Origin of the sequence: Prosthecobacter dejongeii (genome assembly GCF_014203045.1) — a bacterium.
Lineage (GTDB): Bacteria > Verrucomicrobiota > Verrucomicrobiia > Verrucomicrobiales > Verrucomicrobiaceae > Prosthecobacter > Prosthecobacter dejongeii.
Map to the genome: position 1 here is coordinate 433,613 of NZ_JACHIF010000002.1, position 19,589 is coordinate 453,201.

Annotated in this window: 20 protein-coding genes and 1 tRNA gene; 16 read left to right on the top strand and 5 right to left on the bottom strand. The window is 56.3% G+C overall.

Features of this window, described 5'->3' with window-relative positions:
* The first annotated feature begins 65 nt into the window (after positions 1 to 65).
* From HNQ64_RS06985 to HNQ64_RS07030, 10 genes are all read left to right on the top strand, one after another.
* The gene (locus HNQ64_RS06985; RefSeq protein ID WP_184206874.1) at positions 66 to 356 is read left to right on the top strand and encodes a hypothetical protein; all 291 of its coding nucleotides are present in this window, start codon (positions 66 to 68) and stop codon (positions 354 to 356) included.
* A 94-nt stretch (positions 357 to 450) separates the two neighbouring features.
* Positions 451 to 1,263, top strand: coding sequence for an LpxI family protein (locus HNQ64_RS06990; RefSeq protein ID WP_184206877.1), 813 nt, complete (start codon positions 451 to 453; stop codon positions 1,261 to 1,263).
* Between the two features lie 171 nt (positions 1,264 to 1,434).
* Positions 1,435 to 3,027, top strand: coding sequence for a tetratricopeptide repeat protein (locus HNQ64_RS06995; protein ID WP_221305361.1), 1,593 nt, complete (start codon positions 1,435 to 1,437; stop codon positions 3,025 to 3,027).
* 88 nt (positions 3,028 to 3,115) lie between these two features.
* Positions 3,116 to 3,191, top strand: a tRNA-Ala gene (locus HNQ64_RS07000).
* 123 nt (positions 3,192 to 3,314) lie between these two features.
* A complete protein-coding gene (locus tag HNQ64_RS07005) occupies positions 3,315 to 5,024 on the top strand; it encodes a DEAD/DEAH box helicase (RefSeq protein WP_343075880.1) in 1,710 nt (569 codons plus the stop codon).
* An 80-nt stretch (positions 5,025 to 5,104) separates the two neighbouring features.
* Positions 5,105 to 5,860, top strand: a complete 756-nt coding sequence (locus HNQ64_RS07010) for a CAAX prenyl protease-related protein (protein ID WP_184206881.1) — start codon at positions 5,105 to 5,107, stop codon at positions 5,858 to 5,860.
* Positions 5,861 to 5,916: 56 nt separating this feature from the next.
* A complete protein-coding gene (locus HNQ64_RS07015; RefSeq protein WP_184206883.1) occupies positions 5,917 to 7,179 on the top strand; it encodes an MFS transporter in 1,263 nt (420 codons plus the stop codon).
* Between the two features lie 42 nt (positions 7,180 to 7,221).
* On the top strand, positions 7,222 to 7,452 hold the full coding sequence (locus tag HNQ64_RS07020; RefSeq protein WP_184206885.1) for an addiction module protein: 231 nt from the start codon (positions 7,222 to 7,224) through the stop codon (positions 7,450 to 7,452).
* Positions 7,453 to 7,454: 2 nt separating this feature from the next.
* Entirely contained in the window at positions 7,455 to 7,742 is a 288-nt protein-coding gene (locus tag HNQ64_RS07025) for a type II toxin-antitoxin system RelE/ParE family toxin (protein ID WP_184206887.1), read from the top strand.
* Positions 7,743 to 7,771: 29 nt separating this feature from the next.
* Entirely contained in the window at positions 7,772 to 8,206 is a 435-nt protein-coding gene (locus HNQ64_RS07030) for a MauE/DoxX family redox-associated membrane protein (protein ID WP_184206889.1), read from the top strand.
* Here the strand turns inward: HNQ64_RS07030 and HNQ64_RS07035 are convergent.
* From HNQ64_RS07035 to HNQ64_RS07050, 4 genes are all read right to left on the bottom strand, one after another.
* The gene (locus tag HNQ64_RS07035) at positions 8,172 to 9,341 is read right to left on the bottom strand and encodes a serine hydrolase domain-containing protein (RefSeq protein ID WP_184206891.1); all 1,170 of its coding nucleotides are present in this window, start codon (positions 9,339 to 9,341) and stop codon (positions 8,172 to 8,174) included. The two genes, HNQ64_RS07030 and HNQ64_RS07035, sit on opposite strands and share 35 nt — an antisense overlap.
* Before the next feature lie 744 nt (positions 9,342 to 10,085).
* On the bottom strand, positions 10,086 to 11,264 hold the full coding sequence (locus HNQ64_RS07040; protein WP_184206893.1) for a pyridoxal phosphate-dependent aminotransferase: 1,179 nt from the start codon (positions 11,262 to 11,264) through the stop codon (positions 10,086 to 10,088).
* A gap of 24 nt (positions 11,265 to 11,288) precedes the next feature.
* Complete coding sequence (locus HNQ64_RS07045) at positions 11,289 to 11,768, bottom strand: Lrp/AsnC family transcriptional regulator (protein WP_184206895.1); 480 nt, start codon at positions 11,766 to 11,768, stop codon at positions 11,289 to 11,291.
* Positions 11,769 to 11,822: 54 nt separating this feature from the next.
* Positions 11,823 to 12,827, bottom strand: coding sequence for a hypothetical protein (locus HNQ64_RS07050; RefSeq protein WP_184206897.1), 1,005 nt, complete (start codon positions 12,825 to 12,827; stop codon positions 11,823 to 11,825).
* Between the two features lie 92 nt (positions 12,828 to 12,919).
* Here HNQ64_RS07050 and HNQ64_RS07055 point away from each other — a divergent pair, with 92 nt between their 5' ends.
* Entirely contained in the window at positions 12,920 to 13,702 is a 783-nt protein-coding gene (locus tag HNQ64_RS07055; protein WP_184206899.1) for a glycosyltransferase family 2 protein, read from the top strand.
* A 42-nt stretch (positions 13,703 to 13,744) separates the two neighbouring features.
* The gene (locus tag HNQ64_RS07060) at positions 13,745 to 15,394 is read left to right on the top strand and encodes an esterase/lipase family protein (RefSeq protein ID WP_184206901.1); all 1,650 of its coding nucleotides are present in this window, start codon (positions 13,745 to 13,747) and stop codon (positions 15,392 to 15,394) included.
* Between the two features lie 23 nt (positions 15,395 to 15,417).
* Here HNQ64_RS07060 and HNQ64_RS07065 read toward each other — a convergent pair whose 3' ends face one another.
* A complete protein-coding gene (locus HNQ64_RS07065) occupies positions 15,418 to 16,593 on the bottom strand; it encodes an ATP-binding protein (protein ID WP_184206903.1) in 1,176 nt (391 codons plus the stop codon).
* A 255-nt stretch (positions 16,594 to 16,848) separates the two neighbouring features.
* Between HNQ64_RS07065 and HNQ64_RS07070 the strand changes: the two genes are divergently transcribed.
* The 4 genes from HNQ64_RS07070 (at position 16,849) to HNQ64_RS07085 (ending at position 19,568) form a co-directional block, all read left to right on the top strand.
* Positions 16,849 to 17,208, top strand: a complete 360-nt coding sequence (locus HNQ64_RS07070) for a hypothetical protein (RefSeq protein WP_184206905.1) — start codon at positions 16,849 to 16,851, stop codon at positions 17,206 to 17,208.
* Between the two features lie 20 nt (positions 17,209 to 17,228).
* Positions 17,229 to 17,591, top strand: coding sequence for an arsenate reductase family protein (locus HNQ64_RS07075; RefSeq protein WP_184206907.1), 363 nt, complete (start codon positions 17,229 to 17,231; stop codon positions 17,589 to 17,591).
* A 94-nt stretch (positions 17,592 to 17,685) separates the two neighbouring features.
* Positions 17,686 to 18,336, top strand: coding sequence for an Eco29kI family restriction endonuclease (locus tag HNQ64_RS07080; protein ID WP_184206910.1), 651 nt, complete (start codon positions 17,686 to 17,688; stop codon positions 18,334 to 18,336).
* Positions 18,333 to 19,568 carry a DNA cytosine methyltransferase gene (locus tag HNQ64_RS07085; RefSeq protein WP_184206912.1) on the top strand — a complete coding sequence of 412 codons (1,236 nt, stop codon included), beginning with the start codon at positions 18,333 to 18,335 and terminating at the stop codon, positions 19,566 to 19,568. Before HNQ64_RS07080 ends, HNQ64_RS07085 begins: the two co-directional genes overlap by 4 nt.
* The last annotated feature ends 21 nt before the right edge of the window (positions 19,569 to 19,589 follow it).

Below are 19,589 nucleotides of genomic sequence, written 5' to 3' on the forward strand. Positions count from 1 at the left end.
GTTTAAATGTCGGCTGGCGCGGGTTTGAAAAAATCCCCGCCAGCTTTTTTTAAGCTCATTTTTCCATGTCATTTAAGCCTCCAGGTCAATGCCCAGCCTGTGGCGAATGGGTGCCACGAGGTGCGATGGCTTGTGATGATTGTGGCGCTTGCGCTAAGTCGGGTTGGAAGGGCAACTCCCAGATTTATGATGGGCTGGACCTTCCTGACGAAGACTTCGATTACGATGAATTTGTGGAACGCGAATTCGGTTCTTCCAAGCCGGGGCGTGGCATTTCTCGGGATCTTTTTTGGCGTTGGGTGGCTGCCATTGTGCTAGCCGTGATGGTGCTGGGTTATCTGTGGGCTGCTTTTTAATCGGGCCATTAATCTTCTACAAGGCGGGGGGAGATCTTCCTTTCCCCTCAGTTGTGCTCTTGAGAAGATGATTGTAAATGATAGCCAGCATCGCATGTCACTCGATCTCACCTCCATTGCCCTTATTGCCGGGAACGGCATTTACCCAGAGACTTTTGTCAAAGCCGCGCGCCGTGCGGGGGTGCAGCGCTTGGTGGTGGCGGCCTTTGTCAATGAGACAAAACCAGAGCTCGCTGCCATGGTGGACGCCATCGAATGGTTCCGCGTGGGTCAGCTTAGCAAAATGATCTCCTTTTTTGTTAGGCAAGGCATCAAGCAAACGGTGATGGTGGGGCAGATCGCACCCAAAAATCTTTTCGACCTACGGCCCGACTTGCGGTTGCTCATGATGCTAGCGCGGCTGAAGCAGCGGAATGCCGAGACCTTGTTCGGTGCCATTAGCGATGAGATGGCCAAAGATGGCATCACGCTCCTACCTGCCACCACTTTTCTCGAAGACCTCATGCCGGCGCGTGGTCATGTCGCAGGTCCCACCATCAAAAAACGTCGTTGGGAGGATGCGGACTACGGTTTCCACATCGCCAAAGAAAGCAGCCGTCTGGACATCGGTCAGACGGTCGTGGTGAAAAATGGGACCGTTTTGGCTGTGGAGGCCTTTGAAGGAACCAATGAAGCGGTCAAGCGTGGCGGGGCCATGGGAAAAGGCGGCGCAACGATGGTCAAGGTTTCTAAACCCAACCAGGACATGCGTTTTGATGTCCCTGTGATCGGCCCAGACACCATTCGCACGGCTGCGGAGGCAGGGGTGGATTTGATTGCGGTAGAGGCTGGAAAAACTTTATTGTTAAGCCTGGAAGAACTGCGCCAAGAATGTCACCAGAGAAAGGTCGCAGTTATCGCTTTGTGATCTTACCGAGGGCTTTACTGGGCATAATTTTCTAAAAAGAGTGGTAAAGTCTTGATTTATCAGGGCAAAACCGGAAAAAATGAGCGCTTCCCGCTGTGGCGGGTCAAAAACCGAGTTCTTCTTAACCAACCCCATATGTTACTCACAGCCCTCAAAGTTAAATTGGCCGCCATGGTCGCAGTTGCCGGTCTGAATACCGACGAAATGGACAAGCCAAGCGAGGCGTTCCAGGCCATCCTTAAGCAGCTCGAAGCTGACCAGAAAGCCGCCGCTGAGAAGCCGGGTGCTGGTCCAGACGTCAATGCCTCTTTCAACAACGCTCTCGCCAAGGTCAATGAACTGGCCAAAAACGGCGACAAAGATGCTCTGTATGCCTTGGGGCATTGGGGCGTGCTGAGCAACAGCAACGTGAACGAGATCATTGAGCTTTATCGCAAAGCCGCCGCCCAGGGCCAGGTCCTGGCCAAGGCTGAACTCGCCCAGGTGCTTCTGCAGGCCGCTCCTCAGGATCCTGAGCGCGTCGCGGAAGCCGTGAAGCTGATTCAGGAAGCTGAAGCTGCCAATAACAAAGTCGCACGTCGCCTTCTGGCGAATCTTCACATCGCCGGCATCGGTGGTGTGGAAAAAAGCGTGGATAAGGCCAAGGCTCTCCTCGAAAAAGGCAGTGCTGAAGGCGATGGCGAATCCACCCTCGGTCTTAGCCAACTATACGCAGCCGGCATTCCCGGATTGCCTAAAGACGAAGCCAAGTCCCTCGAATATCTCATCAAAGCCACTGAGCAGAAAAACGCTGTGGCCATGAGCACCTACGCTGCACGCCTTTTTGATGGCGATCCAGTCGTGGAAGGCAGCAAGCAATTGGTCAAAAAAGACCCTGAAGCAGCCATGAAGATGTTTGAAGATGCGGCTGCTACCGGCTTTGCCGCAGCGAACCGCCTCCTCGGTGCCATTTATGAAAGTGGTCTGGGTGGCAAAACCCGCGATCTGAAGAAGGCCGTCGAATATTTCACCAAAGCTGCAAACGCTAACGACGCCCAGGCTCTTTTCCGCCTCGGCAATTACTTCGAAGCAGGTCTCACTGAAGGCGAAGGCGAGAAGGCCGTCTCCGTGGTGCAGCAGAATGCCAAGAGCGCTCTGGATCTGTATCGCTTGGCTGCCCAGAACGGTCTTTCTGAAGCCTTCTTCAATGTGGGTGTCTATTATGAAACCGGCACCGTGGTGGACAAAGATCCTGAAAAGGCCTTCACCTTCCAGCTTCGTGCAGCCAATTCCGGCCTGCCTCAGGCTCAGCATCGCCTGGCCACTTATTACCAGAACGGCACGGGCGTCGCTCAAGACCTCGTCGCTGCCATGGGCTGGTATCAGCGTGCAGCGGGTGCTAACTTTGTGCTCAGCCAGATCGCTCTAGGCCAGATGTACGAAATCGGTGCGGGCACTCGCCCAGACCCGATCTCCGCATCTCAAATGTACCTCAATGCGGCTGAACAGGGAGCTCCTCTGGCCATGCTCCGCCTCGCTAGCCTGAATGAGCGTGGTTTGCTGGATAAGGATAACAAGCCAAACCTCCCCCAGGCCTTGGCTTACGCCAAGCTGGCTATGGACGCCTCTAACAAGGCTGAGCTTGCCGTCAAATATCATGACGAACTGAAGGCTAAGATGACCGCTGCCCAGATCTCTGAGGCCACGAAAATCTATGATGGTAAGAAAAAGCCAGCCGCAACTCCAGCCACCCCGGCTAAGCCTACAGGTTCCGGCAAAAAGTAATTCAAAAAAAGAGCAAAATCAACTTGCCAACATTAGCGCCAACGCTAAGCTCCGGCTCCCCAAACCAGGGGAGCCGGTTTTCTTTTCCGGGGCATTAGCTCAGTTGGTAGAGCGCCTGCATGGCATGCAGGAGGTCAGCGGTTCGAACCCGCTATGCTCCACCAAAAGGTGGTACATTAATAAATCGCCTTTTACTTCACGGCCCGTGCATTGCATCACCCCTCTTTATTTGCATTGTGCAGCTTCGTGGCCGATAGAGCCAGTCTGACTCCCCAACTAAAATAATTGTGAGCGAACCGAGACATTCCGAGCCCAAGAAAAAAGCATCCTTGCTGAGCCGCCTGAAGTCAGGCATCAAAAAAGCCATAGGACTGGGCGATAAAAAGCAAAAAACTCAGCCGACTGAAAAGGCGGAGCCCCATCGCATCGCCAAGATGTTTCCTCATGAGCCTCATGCACCTGAGGCCAAATCCGGCGAACGCCGCCGCGAACGTGAAGGCCCCCGCCGTGACCGTGGCCCACGCCCCGAGCGCAGTGGTGAAGACCGCGGTCCCCGCCCGCCTCGTTCTCCCCGTGCCGAAGGCCAGGGAGATCGCCCTCCACGCGCAGATCGTCCTGAAGGTAATCGTCCACCTCGTCGTGAACGGTCCGAAAGAGGTGACCGCCCAGAGCGCGGTGGCGAGCGCCCCCGCCGTGGTGAACGGCCCGCCCGTGAGCGTGATGCTGGCGATGCCAAGCCACGCGAAAACTTTGCAGCACTCCCACCTCCGCCTGCGCCTCCCGTGCCGGAAGGTCCATACCCAGAAGCGTTTCAAGTTCTTGGCCTCAGTGATGCCGTTCTGGCAGCCATTCGTGAGACTGGATACGAAAAGCCTACTCAGATCCAGGAACGTGCAATTCCCGTCGTGCTGGAAGGCAAAGATGTGGTCGGTGCTTCCCAGACCGGAACAGGTAAAACCGCAGCTTTTTCTCTACCTACCCTGAGCCGTCTCGGTGCTCCTGGCGGCTTCCGCTGCCTCGTGCTGGAGCCGACTCGTGAGCTTGCTGCCCAGGTGGTGGAGCAGTTTGAAAAATACGGCAAACATACCGGGCTGCGTGTACTTTTGGTGCATGGCGGAGTGGGTTATGAGAAGCAGCGTAAGGGCTTGCAGCAGGGCGTGGATGTGGTCGTGGCTACTCCAGGACGTTTGTTGGACTTCATGCAGGATGGTACGGCAAATCTGGACAATCTGGAAGTCTTGATCCTCGATGAAGTGGACCGCATGCTGGACATGGGTTTCCTGCCAGACGTCCGTCGAATCGTCGAGCGCACGCCGAAGTCACGTCAGACACTGTTTTTCTCGGCCACCATGCCGCCCCAGATTCAGACGCTGGCAGAGTTTGCTCTGAAGGACCCCGTAAGCATTGAGATCGGCATTCGTTTTTCCCCTGCGGAAACCGTCAGCCACTACATGTATCCCGTGGCGAGCGATCAGCGTCAGGAACTCCTTCTGGCCATTCTCAAGCAGACTCACATTGACAGCCTTATGATCTTCACCCGCACGAAAGCGCAGGCAGATCAGATCTATGCAGCGGTGAAAGAGCAGGGCACCTACAAGGTGGCCGTCATGCACTCCGACATTCGCCAGAGCGAGCGTGAACGCGCCCTCAAAGGCTTCCGTGAAGGCGAGTTCGAGGTCATCGTGGCCACGGATCTCGCGGCGCGTGGTCTGGATGTCAGCGGCGTCACCCATGTCATCAACTACATGGTACCAGAGAACTCCGAAGACTACGTGCATCGCATTGGTCGCACGGGTCGTGCCCAAAAGGAGGGTGATGCCTACACCATGTTCAGCGCCGAGGAGTTGCCCTATGTGGCTAGCATTGAGCGCCTCATCAGCCAGAAGATTGAGCGCAAGAAATTGGAAGGCTTCAGCTACAAATACACCACCGTTCTGGATGAAGAGGACAAGGCTCGCGCCATCCTTCATGGCCGTGGCAAGAAGAAGCGGCGGTAGTCTGCTTTCTTTCCAGGCGCGGCTCTTCCATTGAAGACCGCGCTTGCATCAACGGTGGCTGGTGCGAATGCCTCCCGCCGATGTTCGCTCATCTGACACGATTTCGAGAATCCGCCACGGTGGCCCACGTGCTGCCGCTGGCGGTTTTTATGTTATTGAACAGCGTCCCCGGCTGGTTTCGAATCGAGAACCCTGAGCTGCCTTGGTATCGGCAGGCGCCCGAGCATTGGCTTTATCCTCTCCAGACGTTTTTGACGGGAGGCCTGCTCCTCTTTTTTGCGCGTCATTATCGTCTCGCTCCATGGCGTGGACTTGGTTTGGCCGCCGTGCTTGGTCTGATCGGCATCGCTTTCTGGGTCGCGCCAGCATGGCTATATGAGCGGCTGGTCGCTTCAGGCACACCGTTACCCGGCTGGGTGGAGTGGCTAGGCTTGGTGGAGCGGAAAGAGGGCTTCAATCCCGAAGTGCTCAGTGCCTGGCCAGCGTGGCAAGGGGCCTCCCTCGGCATGCGTTTTGTCCGCATGGTGGTGGTGGTGCCATTGATTGAAGAGATCTTTTGGCGTGGCTTCCTCATGCGTTACATCGGGGCAGGGGAGCGTGACTGGCAGCAGATTCCCTTTGGCCTTCACTCCTGGCGGGTCTTTGGGGTGGTGACACTGCTGGTGATGCTAGCGCACAACCCGGTGGATTACCTGGGGGCGTTTGTTTGGGGGGGGTTGGTGTATTTCGTGGCTGTGCGGACGAAAAGCCTAGGGGCCTGCGTGTTCATGCATGCGGTGGGAAATTTAGCCTTGGGGCTTTACGTATGTCAGACCCGCCAGTGGGGTTTTTGGTAATTCTGCCATAAGACTTGCCACTGGGGGTTAAATGTTAAAAGCTCGCGCCCCAATTCATGAGTCAGTCTGCCGCGCCCCAAGAAATCACCCGTCTCCGGGACCTTTCCTCCCACCAAAAAAAGTCGGGGCTAGCTGCCTGGTTAGGCTGGCTGTTCGATGGGTTGGACATGCACATCTACACGCTGGTGGCCACGCCCTTCGTCGCAGCCCTACTGATGAAGGATGGCATCGCAGCCCCCTCGGGGGAGGTGGATACAAAGGCTTCCATCATTCAGGCCGCCTTCTTGGTGGGCTGGGCCCTGGGCGGTGGGGTGTTCGGCTGGATTGGCGATCGCCTGGGCCGAAGCCGCACGCTGGTGCTCACCATTCTTTTTTACGCGGGTTTTACCGGACTCTCCTACTTCTGTACCGAGTGGTGGCATCTGTTGATCTGCCGTTTCTTGTCCGCTTTGGGCATCGGTGGTGAATGGGCCGTGGGGGCCTCTTTACTGTCTGAAACTTGGCCGAAGAAATGGCGGCCCTGGATCGCTGCCACACTGCAAACGGCCGTGAATATGGGCGTCCTTCTGGCCTGCCTAGCCGGGTGGCTGCTGAAGGATGACGAAAGCCATCGCACCATTTTCCTGGTCGGTATTCTACCGGCATTGCTAACTCTGTGGATTCGCAAGGCCGTGCCTGAAACGGAGGAGTGGGAGGAGGCCCGCAAAGGTACCAAACCCCCACGCATTGGAGAGCTTTTTGGCAAACAGGTGGCCGGGACGACTTGGCGTGTGATGATCATTTGTGCGGTTTCCCTCACGGCTCACTGGGCCTTCATGTTCTGGCAGCAGAGCCTCATACGCGCCCTACCGGAGGTCAAAAATTTAACGGGTCCAGAGCAGACGAACGCGGTGGTCGTAGCCCTGATGTACATCATGGTGGGCTCCATCATCGGCAACTACGTGGCGGGAGCTGCGGCGAAGATCATGGGCTACCGCCGTGCCATCACGCTGATGCTGCTGGCCTATGGCATCTGCATGCTGACGGCCTTTTCGCAGACGTGGACACACCAGCAGATGCTTTGGTGGTATGCCGTCATTGGTTTGTGCCAAGGGGTCTTTGGCCTCTTCACCATGTGCCTGCCGCCGCTCTTTCCCACGCTGCTGCGTACCACTGGGGCGGGCTTCTGCTACAACATTGGCCGCATCGTCGCCGCCGCAGGCACAGTGATGTTCAAGCTCTACGTGCCCGTGGGCGACTATCGCCTCGCACTCTACTACGCAGGCTTGCTCTTCATCCCCGCCGCCGCCATCGCGCTGCTGCTGCCGGAGGAGGAGTGAGGTGGAGATTGATTTTTGGAATTGAGTGACTAGGTTCTCTTTATGCCAGTGACTTTGGACACTCTCTACGCCTCTGCATGCGGGCTGCCTGTCATAGATCAAGGGCAACTGGTCTCATTGCTTTTGGCTGATCTCTCCGCGGGCTTGGTCGAAACTCAAGATGAGGAGCTGGAAGCGATGGCGGATGAGCGTGAGGCTGAAATGGATACGGATCCAGCAGCCACACTTTCCCACGAGGACCTGCTACATTTCATCAACAGCCGCCGCCAGTGAAGGTGGTTTATCACAGGCTGGTGCAGGCAGACTTAGATCAGGCCTGGCACTACTACGAAGACGCCTCTGCTGGCTTGGGCGATCAGTTTTTTGCGGAGTTTTTGGAGATGATTGCGGCCATTCAGCGGCACCCTCAGCGCTGGGGTTTTGCCAGCCGAGGGCGTCGTCTGGCCCAGTTCAAACGCTTCCCTTACAAAAAAATGCTGTACCGCGTGGAGGCTGAGCGGATTAAAGTGCTCGTCGTAAAGCATCAAAAGCGTCGTCCTTCGTATGGAGATGGACGTTACTGATTTTTCGCTGCCTTCTCTTCTGACATCTCATGTTCAAACTCCTCCTCCATCTCCTCTTCGGCAGCATCTTTGTGTATGCAGGGGCGGTGAAGGCTTGGGATCCAGGGCTGTTTGTGATGGATGTGCGCAGCTTTGATCTGCTGCCAGATCCGTATGCGGCCTGGTTGGCCATGTTTCTACCCTGGCTGGAGATCTTCTCCGGGCTGGCGGTGATCACGGGTGTCTTGCGCAAGGGCGGTCTGTTAGTCTTGAATGCCAGCTTGCTGGCCTTTTTGGTGGCCATCGGCATCTCCTGGTATCGGGGCATCGACATCCAGTGCGGCTGCTTCGGCAGCAGTGAGGCCAGCAGCAACTATGCTGAACTCATCGTTCGCGATCTCGTCCTGCTCGCCCTGGGGCTTTATCTCCAGATCAAAGGTGGTCGGAAGGTCACTTCGTCGCCTTCTTCTTCGCCGGTGGTTTGACCTCCACGCCGGCGGCTTCCATGACGATTTTTTGGAAGGCATCGCGGGGTTTGCCGCTGTCGGGAACGAGGACATTTTGCACCAGGAAGACGGTGACGATGCCGTGTTCCGCATCCACCCAGCCATTGGTGGCAAAGGCACCGCCGTGGCCGAAGCTGCCGACTGGCATGGCTCCGCACACACGCTGGTCGGGGCGGTTCACCTGCCAGCCAAAGGCATAGGGCAGGGGACGGTCACCTGCGGTGGTGGGGGTGGTCATCTCCTGGATGGATTTGGCCGTGAGCAGGCGCACGCCGTCCAGTTCGCCACCGGCGGCGATCAGGGCATAAAAGCGGCCCATGTCAGCCGCAGTGGAAAATAGACCACCACCGGGCTCTGGCGTGCGGCGGACTTCGGCATCGCTGGTGACAAAGGGATTGAAGGCACGCTGCAACTCATGCGTGTCTTCATTCATCGTATAGGTGCCGGGAATGCGGGCACGCAGGGCATCATCTGGATAAAAGCCAGTGTCCTTCATGCCCAGCGGCTCAAAGATGCGTGTGCGCAGAAAGTCAGCGTAACTCAGGCCGGAGGCGATCTCGACAATGCGGCCGCTGACGGTGGGGCCAAACCCGTACTCGTAGTCACTGCCGGGCTGAAAGGCCAGGGGGGCTTTGAGCAGCTCGTTCACATAAGCCTTCAGTGACGAGGCCCCGTCCGTCGCCTTGCGCGGAGGAAAGGCGATACCCGCCGTATGGCTCAGCAGGTGCCGCAGGGTGATGGCTTTCTCCGGGGCTGTTCCATCGGCCAGCTTCGCTTCACCCAGGGCGGGAAGCCATTTGGCGGCAGGCTCATCCAGCGACAGCTTGCCCTCTTCCACCAGGATCATGACCGCCGTCGCATTGATGGACTTGGTCATGGAGGCGATCCAAAACAGCGCATCTTTGCCCATGGCCTTGCCTTGGGAAATGTTGGCCAGTCCAACAGCTTCGTGATGCACCACTTTGCCCTTTTCCATCACCAGCGTCACGATCCCCGCCGCCTGCTTCGCCTTCACCGCTGCTTCCATCGCGGGCTTGATGGCTTCGAGCTTGGTGGTGTCGAGAGCCGGGAGAAGGCTGGGAAAGAGGGCGAGGAGGAGAAAAGCGCGAAGCATTTGGCATGAACGCACGCCGATGACAGGGTATTGCAGCACATGGAGTGTGATGAGATTTCGGAAATTTATCCGACCCTGACCCTCTGTCGCATCACATCTATTTAACGGCCCGATGATAAAGACGAACGTCAATGTGATTCCGTCGTTATTGGTGAAGGTTGCGGTGTCCGGTGGCGCCGCGTTTTACGGACGCAACCCCTTTGGGGTTGATCGAAGAGCACATGTCTGATGCCTTGGAGACCCAGGGTTGTGCCAACCCTGGGCTGAATGCCACAAGCCCTTTGGGCTTGGGGGAAAGGGCGAAAGGTGAGTAATGACGGAGGTTGTTGGCCGTCAGGTTTTTTAAGCCCAAGGGGCTTGTGTATTTGAGCCCAAGGTTGGAACAACCTTGGGATAGGACGATGATGTGAATCGATGAAGGGCGAACCTCAAAGAGGTTCTGTCCAAGGTGGGATGAGGGAGCGATTCGACAGAAGGCCGCAACCCCTTTGGGGTTGATCGAAGAGCACATGTCTGATGCCTGGAGACCCAGGGTTGTGCCAACCCTGGGCTGAATTCCATAAGCCCTTTGGGCATGATCTTTGTCTGCAGACCATATTCAAACCTGATCCAGGGTGTAAATCCAAAGCCACAAAGAAGAATCCAATGAGCGAGGATGGCCGTCCCGTTCAAAGCGACTAAGTCAAACAAAAACCCCTGGCTCACGAATGAACCAGGGGTTGAACAACGAATGGTTAGGCCTGACTACTTCCCGGCGCGCACCTCATTCACGAACTCTTCCATGAGGTCCATCGCCTTGACGATGAGCTCGGGGGCGGTGGCGTAGCAGCAGCGGACGAAGCCTTCACCAGCAGCACCGAAGGCGGTGCCGGGGACGACGGCGACGCTCTTTTTCTCGAGCAGGCCGATGGCGAATTCCTTGCTGGTGAGGCCAGTGCTGCGGATCTCCGGGAAGACGTAAAACGCTCCTCCGGGATTGAAGCAGTGCAGGCCCATGCCATTAAGGCGGCTGACGATGACGTTGCGGCGCTGCTCGTAGCTTTGACGCATGTCTTCATAGGCACTGGCACCCATTTTCAGGGCTTCGATGCCGGCCACCTGGCTGAGGATGGGGGCGCAGAGCATGCAGTACTGGTGCACCTTCATCATGGCCTCGATGAGCGGGGCGGGGGCGCAGGCATAACCGAGGCGCCAGCCCGTCATGGCAAAGGCCTTACTGAAGCCGTGCAGGAGCACGGTACGCTCGCGCATGCCGGGGTATTCGACGATGCTCTTGTGCTGCTGGTTGTCATAAAGCAACTCGCAGTAGATCTCGTCAGTGAAGACTAACAAATCATGCTTCACGGCCAGGGCGGCGATCTTCTCCAGCTCCTCAGGTGGCATGACGCCGCCAGTGGGGTTGGTGGGGAAGTTCAGGGCGATGACCTTGGTCTTCGGCGTGATGGCTTTCTCCACATCCGCCGCCATGAGGGCGAATTTGTTTTCCTCCCGCGTCTCGACCACCACGGGCACGCCGTAGGCCATCTTGATGCTGGGGGAGTAGGAGACGTAGCAGGGCTCGTGATAGATGACTTCGTCGCCAGGGTTCAGCATCGCACGGAAGGCGATGTCGAGAGCTTCGGAAACGCCGACGGTGACCAAGATCTCCTTTTTGGGATCGTAGGTCATGCGGAATTGGTTCTCCACGTAGCCACTGATGGCGACACGTAGAGATTCCAGACCGAGGTTGGAGGTGTAGCTGGTCTGTCCCTTTTCCAGAGAGCGGATGGCCGCTTCACGGATGGGCCAGGGAGTGGGTTTGTCCGGCTCACCGACGCCCAGCGAAATCACATCGCTGCGGCCGATGACCAGCTCGAAAAAGTCCCGGATGCCAGAGCGCGGAAGGTCGCGGATCTGGGTCGAAAGTTTGCTGTTGTAATCCATTTGGTTGGGCCTCTCAAACTAAGGTCATGGACTGACGGGCAGACGTTCTTCATCATCTCCGGAGTTCGCGAGGAACCCGGACTGCTTGTAGGCCTTCAACTGGAAGTGGGTGGCCGTGGAGAGCACACCGCCGAGGGTGCTCAGTTTTTCTGCCACGAAGTTCGCGACATCAAGGAGGTCCTTGCCCTCGACGAGCACGGCGAGATCATAGCCGCCGCTCATGAGGAAGCACTCGCGCACTTGGTCGAATTTGGCAATGCGCTTGGCCAGACGGTCAAAGCCTCCTTCGCGCTCGGGGGTGATACGCACTTCGATCAGGGCCGTGACTCCGCGATGGCCAGCCTTGTGCTTGTCCACCACGGCGTTGTAACCCAGGATCGTCTTATCCGCCTCCGCCGCTCGCATCTTGCGCACGACTTCGTCTTCAGTGAGGCCCAGAATTTGGGCCAGCTCGCTGGTGGAGCGGTTTGAGTTGATTTGGAGGAGTTGAATCAGGGGATCCATGGGAAGCGCAATTTAACGCACCTCTGAACTCCTGCACAAAGTTTGTTTAACTTCTCACAAAGGCTTTCCAGGAAGCAAAAGGATCACCAAAGGGGGCAGGCTAATGCAGACATCGGCCCAAACACGGAAGGCCTCCATGGATAGTCTTTGACGCAGGTGCCATAGAATTTCCAGACTCACGAGACCTGCCCACACTGCCATCGTGAGCAGTAGCAGGCTGGAGGACAAATAACCTAACGACATAGCCGCAAGACCCAAGGTGGTGAGGACCAGTGACCCCCGCAATGTGCCCTGAGTCCGCACGCGGGTATCATCGGTGCCGATTTCACGGGCATTGATGGTGGCCAAGTTGCTGATGAAAAGCAGACCCAGCAGGATGAGTTCCATCCACGTTTCAGGCCCCTCGCTTCCGAGAGTGTGAAAGCGGGTCCAGGTGGTGCAGCCGAAAGCAAACAAGATCCCTGCGGCCATTTCTTTGCGGAAGTAATTTTCCAGATGTTCATGCCAGCGCAGACTGATGAGGATGGCCGTGCCTGTAGCAATGAGGAGGGAAACAGTCACTCGAATCTCGAATGAAAGGGGTAGCGCATTGATAAAGAATAATAGCAAAAGAATGCCTGCCTGGAGCAGCCAGCGCCGCACACGGATGCTGGTCACGGAGTAGAGGACTAGGTAGATGGCAATGGGGAGCACCTGGGTGAGAGAGTGCGCCAGCAGGCCCGAGGGCACCACCCACAGGGCTAACCAAGCCAAATATGCCATGCCTGCGGGGAGCGCCACCAGGACCAGCGGCCAGCGGAAACGGCGGTAAAACAGGTGGCGGATGCTCAGGCTCTCCTCCGGCACTCCCCAGGCATCCAGCACGCGATCTGCCAAGTAGATGAGCCACACAGCTAGGCCCAGGCCTGGAAGAACCCCCGGCATGAGGGCAAAGTCATCCAGTTTAGCCAGCGCTGCCAGCCAGAGCATGGCCACCAGGGGGGCCTCCAGGCTGAGCGTGTGCGGCCACAGCCATGCGGGGGTGCGTGGGGAAGGGGAGAAGTGGGGGGCGGCAGGCAAGCGCAGACATGAAGGCCGCTAGCGAAGGATTGCAAACAGAGAGACTTTTCCGTTTCCATTTCGTCATTCCTCCTCTTCCATCCTCCTTAGACATGCCGTACCCGCTTTCCATCGCCATCATCTCTAAAAATGAGGAGGCCAATCTGCGCCGCTGCCTAGCCAGCACGGTGGGTTTGGCGGAGGAAATCGTGATCGTGGACAGTGGCAGCACCGATGGAACCGCCGCTGTGGCTGCCGAGTACGGCGCACGTTTTGCCTACCAGGAGTGGCTGGGGTTTTCAGATCAAAAGAACCTCTGCAACAGCTTTTGCACCCAACCCTGGATCTTAGCCCTGGATTGTGATGAAGAACTTTCACCCGAGTTGTTAGCCTCCATCCGCGCTTTTTTTGACCAGGGCTTGGCCAGCCGTTTTGACGCTGCTTGGATGGCCCGGCGCGTTTGGTTCCTTGGCCGCTGGATTCGTCATGGCGACTGGTACCCGGACAAAAAGGTGCGCCTGTTCCGGCGCGACAAGGGGCGCTGGGAAGGCCATGAAAATAGCCAGGTGCATGAGCGACTGGTGGTGGACGGGCCACACACCACGCTGAAGGGGGATCTTTATCATTACTCCTTCACCGACATGGCTCACTACCTGGACAAACATTTGGTTTATACCGATGTCTTTGCCGATCATGAAAAGGCGTCTGGACGCGGCTGGTCCGTGGTGGCTGTGGCCTTCAGGCCCTGGTGGCGCTTTGTCCGCGCTTATCTTTTGCGGCGCGGTTTTCTGGATGGGTTCCCCGGATTTTGGATCGCTGTGGCGACTGCTTTTTTTACCTTCATGCGCTACAGCCGGGCTTATGAGGCGAAGCTAGCCCAAAAGTCAGCGAAATAAGCAAAGTGCTTGCTCGCTGGCCCGCATGGCCCACCATCCGCCGTGCTCTCCCGCCATTTTCTTTGTTTCAGTGCTCTTATATTGCTCCTGGCCAGTTGCATCGGCCCGCCCAAGGCCCCGCAGGTGCGGGAGCCCGCGTGGACGTGGCCTGGGCTGACCGAAAGGCGTGTAGGCGTGAATCTGGAACGTGCTGCGGAGGCCTGGGACGCCCTGCAAAACCCACGGACCACCCGCAAAGAAAAACGGGAGGCTGAGGCTGCCTATGAGCGTGCCCTGGGCTTCATGCTGAAAGACTGGTCCCGTGGCGAGCTGCCACGGGACTGGCAGACAGGCAGCGTCTTTCAAGGTAAAAAGGGCAGTTATGCGGTCAATCTCCAGCCCGGCCCAGGAAATCCCCTGGAGGTCTCGCCTGCCAGCCTGGACCGCCTTATCTTAGCGGAAAAGGTGCGCATTGCGCGGGATTGTGAACCTGTCATTGAGCCTGGCCTTGGGGTGCCTGTCGTCGGGCAGGTGCTGCATTCAGAGGAACTTGCAGCGAAGTACCCCATGATGCCTCTGAATGGGGCACAACTGACGCTGACGGCCGTTCTGGAATTTGATCCCCCCCAGGCCGATCTGCCGCGAGCCTGCCATCTGCATTTTTACAATCCGCTGCGTCAGCCGAAGGCGACGGTGGCTGGGCGCAATACCACGCTGGCGGCTAACTACACAGCCTCCAAGGAACTGGCGCTCAATGATGGTTTCCTGCGCCGCTTTTCCCTCACCGGCCTGCTGTTTCCAGACAAAGTTCTGAACGATGCCGAGCTCTATCGCCTGGAAATTTATGATCCCAAACGCATCCCTGTGGTCTTCGTGCATGGGCTGATGTCAGACCCCCACATCTGGTACAACACGATCAACGCCATCTACTCCGATCCCGAGCTGCGGGCGCACTACCAGCCCTGGTACTTCCTTTACCCCTCCGGCATGGCCGTGCCTTCCACCTCCTGGCAACTCCGCCGATCACTGGAACAGGCCCGCGCAAGGCTGGATCCAGAAGGCGATGACCCCGGCATGAATCGAATGGTCATGGTGGGCCACAGCATGGGCGGCCTTCTTAGCCGCATGCAGACCATTGACAGTGGTGATGGCATCTGGAACGCCTATTTTAACTGCGAGGCGGAAAAGCTCAGAGTCTCTAAGTCCACCCTGCAGCGCCTCAAGAACACACTGCGTTTTGAAAAGCAGCCGTACATCAAGCGGCTCATATTCATCGCAGTGCCACATAAGGGAAGCTCCATGGCAGATCGCGGCATCGTCTCGCGTCTTTCTACTCTTATTCGTCTGCCCACAGATTCCATGGTCTTAGCAAAGGAGATCGTCACCGGGAACATTGATTCCCTGACCCCGCAGATGCGTGACTGGGGTACGTTTGGTTTTGTCAGCCTAGGCACACTCTCGCCCCGGCATCCCTATTTGAAAGCGCTGAATGCACAGCCCATCCCGGTGCCGCATCACAGCATCGTCGGCCAGTTTGGCAAAGGACCGCTGGAAGACAGCAGCGACCGCGTGGTGCCCTACTCCAGTTCCCACCTTTCCACGGGCACAGAACTCGTGGTGCCCTACTGGCATGGTTGTGTGGAAAAACCCGAGGTCATCGCCGAGGTGAAGCTCCGACTCAAACAGCACCTGCGGGAAAGCGGGAAACTCTAGTCGAGGGGGCACTCCGCTTTCTCTCAGATCCCCACGGACAGTGGCAGCGTGAAATGAAAGTGGCTGCCCCTGCCAAACTCACTGCTGACTTCGATCTGCCCTCCATGCGCCTCAACGATGGCTTTGCAAAAGGCCAGTCCCAGCCCGGTGGAGTCTTTCGTGAGCGCGTCTGGATTGACTCGGTAACCTTCATTGAAGATCAAACCCACATGATCTTGCCGGATTCCGATGCCGCTATCCACCACACTAAAACGCACTTGTGTGGACGCATGAGGTTTGGCGACATCTTGAATCTGAACCGTGACTCGACCTTGAGCAGGAGTGAATTTAATGGCGTTGCTGATCAAGTTCGCCAGAACTCGCACGATCTTGTCATGGTCCACCGAAAGCCATGATTCACTGCTGCAGGTGTGAGTGAGTTCGATTTTCTTTTGGAGCGCCAGGATGACCGTTTGATCCAGAGCTGCTGATAAAAGGTCTGCCGCTTTCGCTGGGCGTAAATGCAGCGCCGCTTTGCCCAGATGATGGACGTTACCGATGTCCAGCATCTGATCCACCATGCCAGCGATGAGAAGACCGTTCCGGTGCGCCATCTCCAGATATTCTTTCTGGTCTTCATTCACCTCGCCAAACTGCTCGATGGCCTGGAGACTGAGCATCATCGAATTCAACGGGGTGCGCAGATCATGCCGATTCGCTCGATTGATCTTCGCCCGATTTTTTTCCAGTTCATTGAGAGCCGCATAGTCCTCCTGCGCTCGGTTTAAGGCAGACCTGAGTTGAATCTCGCTAGTGACTTGCAGCGCGAGCATGCGCAAGATTTCCACGTCTGAGGCAGACCAAACATGAGGTTTGTAGTCAATGGCGCAAAACGCGCCAAAGGGCAGGCCGAGCTCATTGATCAAAGGAAACCCGGCATAGGCTAGAACACCCACCTCCGTGACCACCGGATTATCCAGCGTCAAAGGGTGTTCGCGCGTATCATTGATGATCAAAGGCGTGTCTAGCCTAACCACATGCGCGCAAATGGAATGGGAAATGGGGGTTTCCTGCACGCCGACGAGAGGCCCTGAAAGCACACAGCGCGAAGGGAAGACCTGACGGTCCTGTTCGACGATCGAAACCAGTGCCACAGGGATGCCCAAGGTGCTGATGGCAAGACTCGTTAAGCGATCAAAAAATGATGCTTCAGTTGACACTAAATCTTGAGCTAAAGGAAGTGGGGCTTTTTCCACAAAGTTAATTTGTCATCTAAGTCTGTTGGTAGGAAAAAGCGAATCCTTTCTAATTTAGTGCACTTTGCAATTGGACGCTCATTCTTGGGAGGGGGGCTTTGTCCAAAGATTCTCAAGGCCCATGCTTAGCATTCACTTCGCCTTCCTTCGAGAAACCATTGCCAACACCCGCAAACGACTGCAAACAACGGCCAACCCCGCTTTTCCTCCTCTTACCGCATGTTTACCACTGGCCAAAAAGTCGTCTGCATCAACGATCAATTCGAGCCCTGGGTCTATGACCTCTACCGCGCCCTGCCCAAGAAAGGCCGCGCCTACACCATCCGGTCCATCTCCGTAGGACGCTCGAACCCCAAGTTCAGCGTCAATGACGATGCCGAGCTGAAGCTGACCGATGCCGAATTCGACATCCTTGTACTGCTGAAGGAACTGCAAAATCCCGAAGACCCGCACTCCTCGGTGAAGCAAGAACTCGGCTTCCGGTCCGAGCGCTTCGCCCCGCTGGAGGAAGACAGCGAGGAAGTGGAAGACGAGGCCGAAGAACTCATCGGCGCTGGAGCCGCCACCAAAGGCTGGTAACTTTTAGTCCCCTCTTTTGTATGCTGAAAGTCTATGCCTATCAGGGTTGCTCCACCTGCAAAAATGCCCTCAAGTGGCTGAAGGCCCAGGGCATCGCCCATCAGGAAATCGCTATCCGCGAGACCCCGCCGACGGTGCCCGAGCTGCGCTCCATGCTCGCGGCTAAAGGTGATGACCTCCGCCCCCTTTTCAACACCTCCGGCCAGGACTACCGCGCCCTCGGCATGAAGGACAAACTGCCTGCGATGTCCACCGACGAAGCCCTGGCCATGCTCGCGGAGAATGGTAATCTGGTGAAGCGCCCCTTCGCGCTGGATGAGACGGCAGGTGTGCATCTGGTGGGCTTCAAAGAGAAGGAGTGGGCGGCGGCGCTGAAGCGTTAAGATCATTTCGATCTACGCACAATTCGTGCATCTTGCTTGTTGCGCATATGCTAATGTGTAATGTCCATCTATTTAAATTTTTCCTTTCCATAGTATGCATAGTCGCCCCTTTGATCGCGAAGAACACGTCTATCGTAATGACGCTTTCGCTGAGTTGGTTAAAGACGGGGTCCGTTTTTTCAATGGCACGCCCGTTTTAGAATTGCCACCACAAGAGCGCTTTTGCGGCACAGGCGTTTATGCAATTTATTATACAGGAAAGTCTTCGATCTACGGGAAGTATGGCAAACTAAATCGGCTCTCCTACGGATATCCAATTTATGTCGGAAAGGCAGTTCCCAAAGGCTGGCGACAAGCACGCACCTCACATCTGAAAACAGATCGTTCAACTGAACTCTATCTGCGGCTTCGAGAGCACAGCCACAACATTGCAAAGGCCCCCGATCTCAATCCGAAGGATTTCATGTGTCGGTTCGTCATTTTTGAAGGTGACGGATCGGACATGATTAGCACGGTTGAGGCCGCTCTGATCAAGATTACTCAACCTCTGTGGAATACTGTAGTGGATGGCTTTGGAAACCATACTCCGGGGAATGGCCGATTTGAGCAGGCCCGCAGCGCTTGGGATGTGATTCATCCAGGACGTGCTTGGGCCGATAAGTGCAAAGGTATAGCTGCGAAGCCGGAAGTGATCATTGAGCGCGTAAAGAAGCATCTCAGCACGCTAGGAGGCTCCGTAGTATGAGATCGGTAGAAATCTTCTCTGGTGCTGGTGGTCTTGCCAAAGGGCTTGATCTGGTCGGGTTTGATCATGCTGCGTTTGTCGAGTGGAATAAGGATGCTTGCTCCTCGCTCCGTCTTAATTTTTCACCGGAGAGGGTCTATTGTGGAGACATCAAAGACTACGACTTTAGTAAGTTGGGTCAGGTAGATGTCGTGGCAGGTGGACCACCTTGCCAGCCGTTCTCTTTGGGGGGCAAGCATCAGGCGAACTTGGATCACCGGGATATGTTTCCATATGCGATTAGATCCATTGAAGTCCTTCAGCCCAAGCTCTTTATCTTCGAAAACGTGAAGGGCCTTCTCCGCGAATCTTTTGCCGACTATTTCTCATACATTTTGTTCCGCCTCGGGCATCCATGCTTGTCAGCGGAGCATGGCATTGATTGGCGCGATCACTTGAATGAGTTATTGGCGATTAGTCCGCGCGCCAATAAAGGCACCAGATACAGTATATCGCACCGTCTGGTGAACGCAGCCGACTACGGTGTCCCCCAGTGTCGTGAGCGCGTTATCATCGTCGGCGTGAGAGAGGATATTGATCAAAAATGGCAATTCCCCAAGGCGACTCATACCGAAGAACGGCTACTCTATGATCAATATGTGACAGGAGAGTATTGGGACCGTCACCGGGTTCCCCAAAGCGAGAGGCCTCAACTCAGCCCTTCGCTCGCTGGAAGGATTGAAGCTATCAAAAGAGACTACGTTCTCTTTGCTCCCGAGGGAGAGCCTTGGAGAACAACCCGTGATGTCTTGGGAGATGTGCCTCATCCCAACGAAAACCATGGCATCCCAGATCATATTTTTCGCGACGGTGCCCGAAGTTATCCCGGGCACACCGGCAGTTGTTATGATCTTCCAGCCAAGACCATTAAAGCCGGAGGACACGGTGTACCTGGAGGTGAAAACATGATCCGCTACCCCGATGGCAGCATTCGGTATTTCACGGTCTTCGAGGCCAAACGCATCCAGACATTCCCTGACGACTACGTAATTACTGGCGCATGGGGCGAAGCCTTGCGCCAGATTGGAAATGCGGTGCCTGTTAAACTGGCGGAATGTCTTGGTAACGCTGCCAAAACTTTATTAACGACGCCCGCTAGTCATAGGCAGCCACCAGAACAAAATTTGGTTGGGCGTCGAATGGCAATGGGATCAGCTTCTGAGAAATTTTCACCATCCCTTGCGCTTACATAATCTGCGCAGAAGCATTTCTTT

Excerpts from the sequence above, each read along its gene's own strand:
- HNQ64_RS07015 (WP_184206883.1), top strand. The coding sequence starts at position 5,917 with ATGAGTCAGTCTGCCGCGCCCCAAGAAATCACCCGTCTCCGGGACCTT.
- HNQ64_RS07080 (WP_184206910.1), top strand. The coding sequence starts at position 17,686 with ATGCATAGTCGCCCCTTTGATCGCGAAGAACACGTCTATCGTAATGAC.
- HNQ64_RS07070 (WP_184206905.1), top strand. The coding sequence starts at position 16,849 with ATGTTTACCACTGGCCAAAAAGTCGTCTGCATCAACGATCAATTCGAG.
- HNQ64_RS06995 (WP_221305361.1), top strand. The coding sequence starts at position 1,435 with ATGGTCGCAGTTGCCGGTCTGAATACCGACGAAATGGACAAGCCAAGC.
- HNQ64_RS07020 (WP_184206885.1), top strand. The coding sequence starts at position 7,222 with ATGCCAGTGACTTTGGACACTCTCTACGCCTCTGCATGCGGGCTGCCT.
- HNQ64_RS07010 (WP_184206881.1), top strand. The coding sequence starts at position 5,105 with ATGTTCGCTCATCTGACACGATTTCGAGAATCCGCCACGGTGGCCCAC.
- HNQ64_RS07030 (WP_184206889.1), top strand. The coding sequence starts at position 7,772 with ATGTTCAAACTCCTCCTCCATCTCCTCTTCGGCAGCATCTTTGTGTAT.
- HNQ64_RS07035 (WP_184206891.1), bottom strand. The coding sequence starts at position 9,341 with ATGCTTCGCGCTTTTCTCCTCCTCGCCCTCTTTCCCAGCCTTCTCCCG.
- HNQ64_RS07055 (WP_184206899.1), top strand. The coding sequence starts at position 12,920 with ATGCCGTACCCGCTTTCCATCGCCATCATCTCTAAAAATGAGGAGGCC.
- HNQ64_RS06990 (WP_184206877.1), top strand. The coding sequence starts at position 451 with ATGTCACTCGATCTCACCTCCATTGCCCTTATTGCCGGGAACGGCATT.
- HNQ64_RS07085 (WP_184206912.1), top strand. The coding sequence starts at position 18,333 with ATGAGATCGGTAGAAATCTTCTCTGGTGCTGGTGGTCTTGCCAAAGGG.
- HNQ64_RS07045 (WP_184206895.1), bottom strand. The coding sequence starts at position 11,768 with ATGGATCCCCTGATTCAACTCCTCCAAATCAACTCAAACCGCTCCACC.
- HNQ64_RS07040 (WP_184206893.1), bottom strand. The coding sequence starts at position 11,264 with ATGGATTACAACAGCAAACTTTCGACCCAGATCCGCGACCTTCCGCGC.
- HNQ64_RS06985 (WP_184206874.1), top strand. The coding sequence starts at position 66 with ATGTCATTTAAGCCTCCAGGTCAATGCCCAGCCTGTGGCGAATGGGTG.
- HNQ64_RS07075 (WP_184206907.1), top strand. The coding sequence starts at position 17,229 with ATGCTGAAAGTCTATGCCTATCAGGGTTGCTCCACCTGCAAAAATGCC.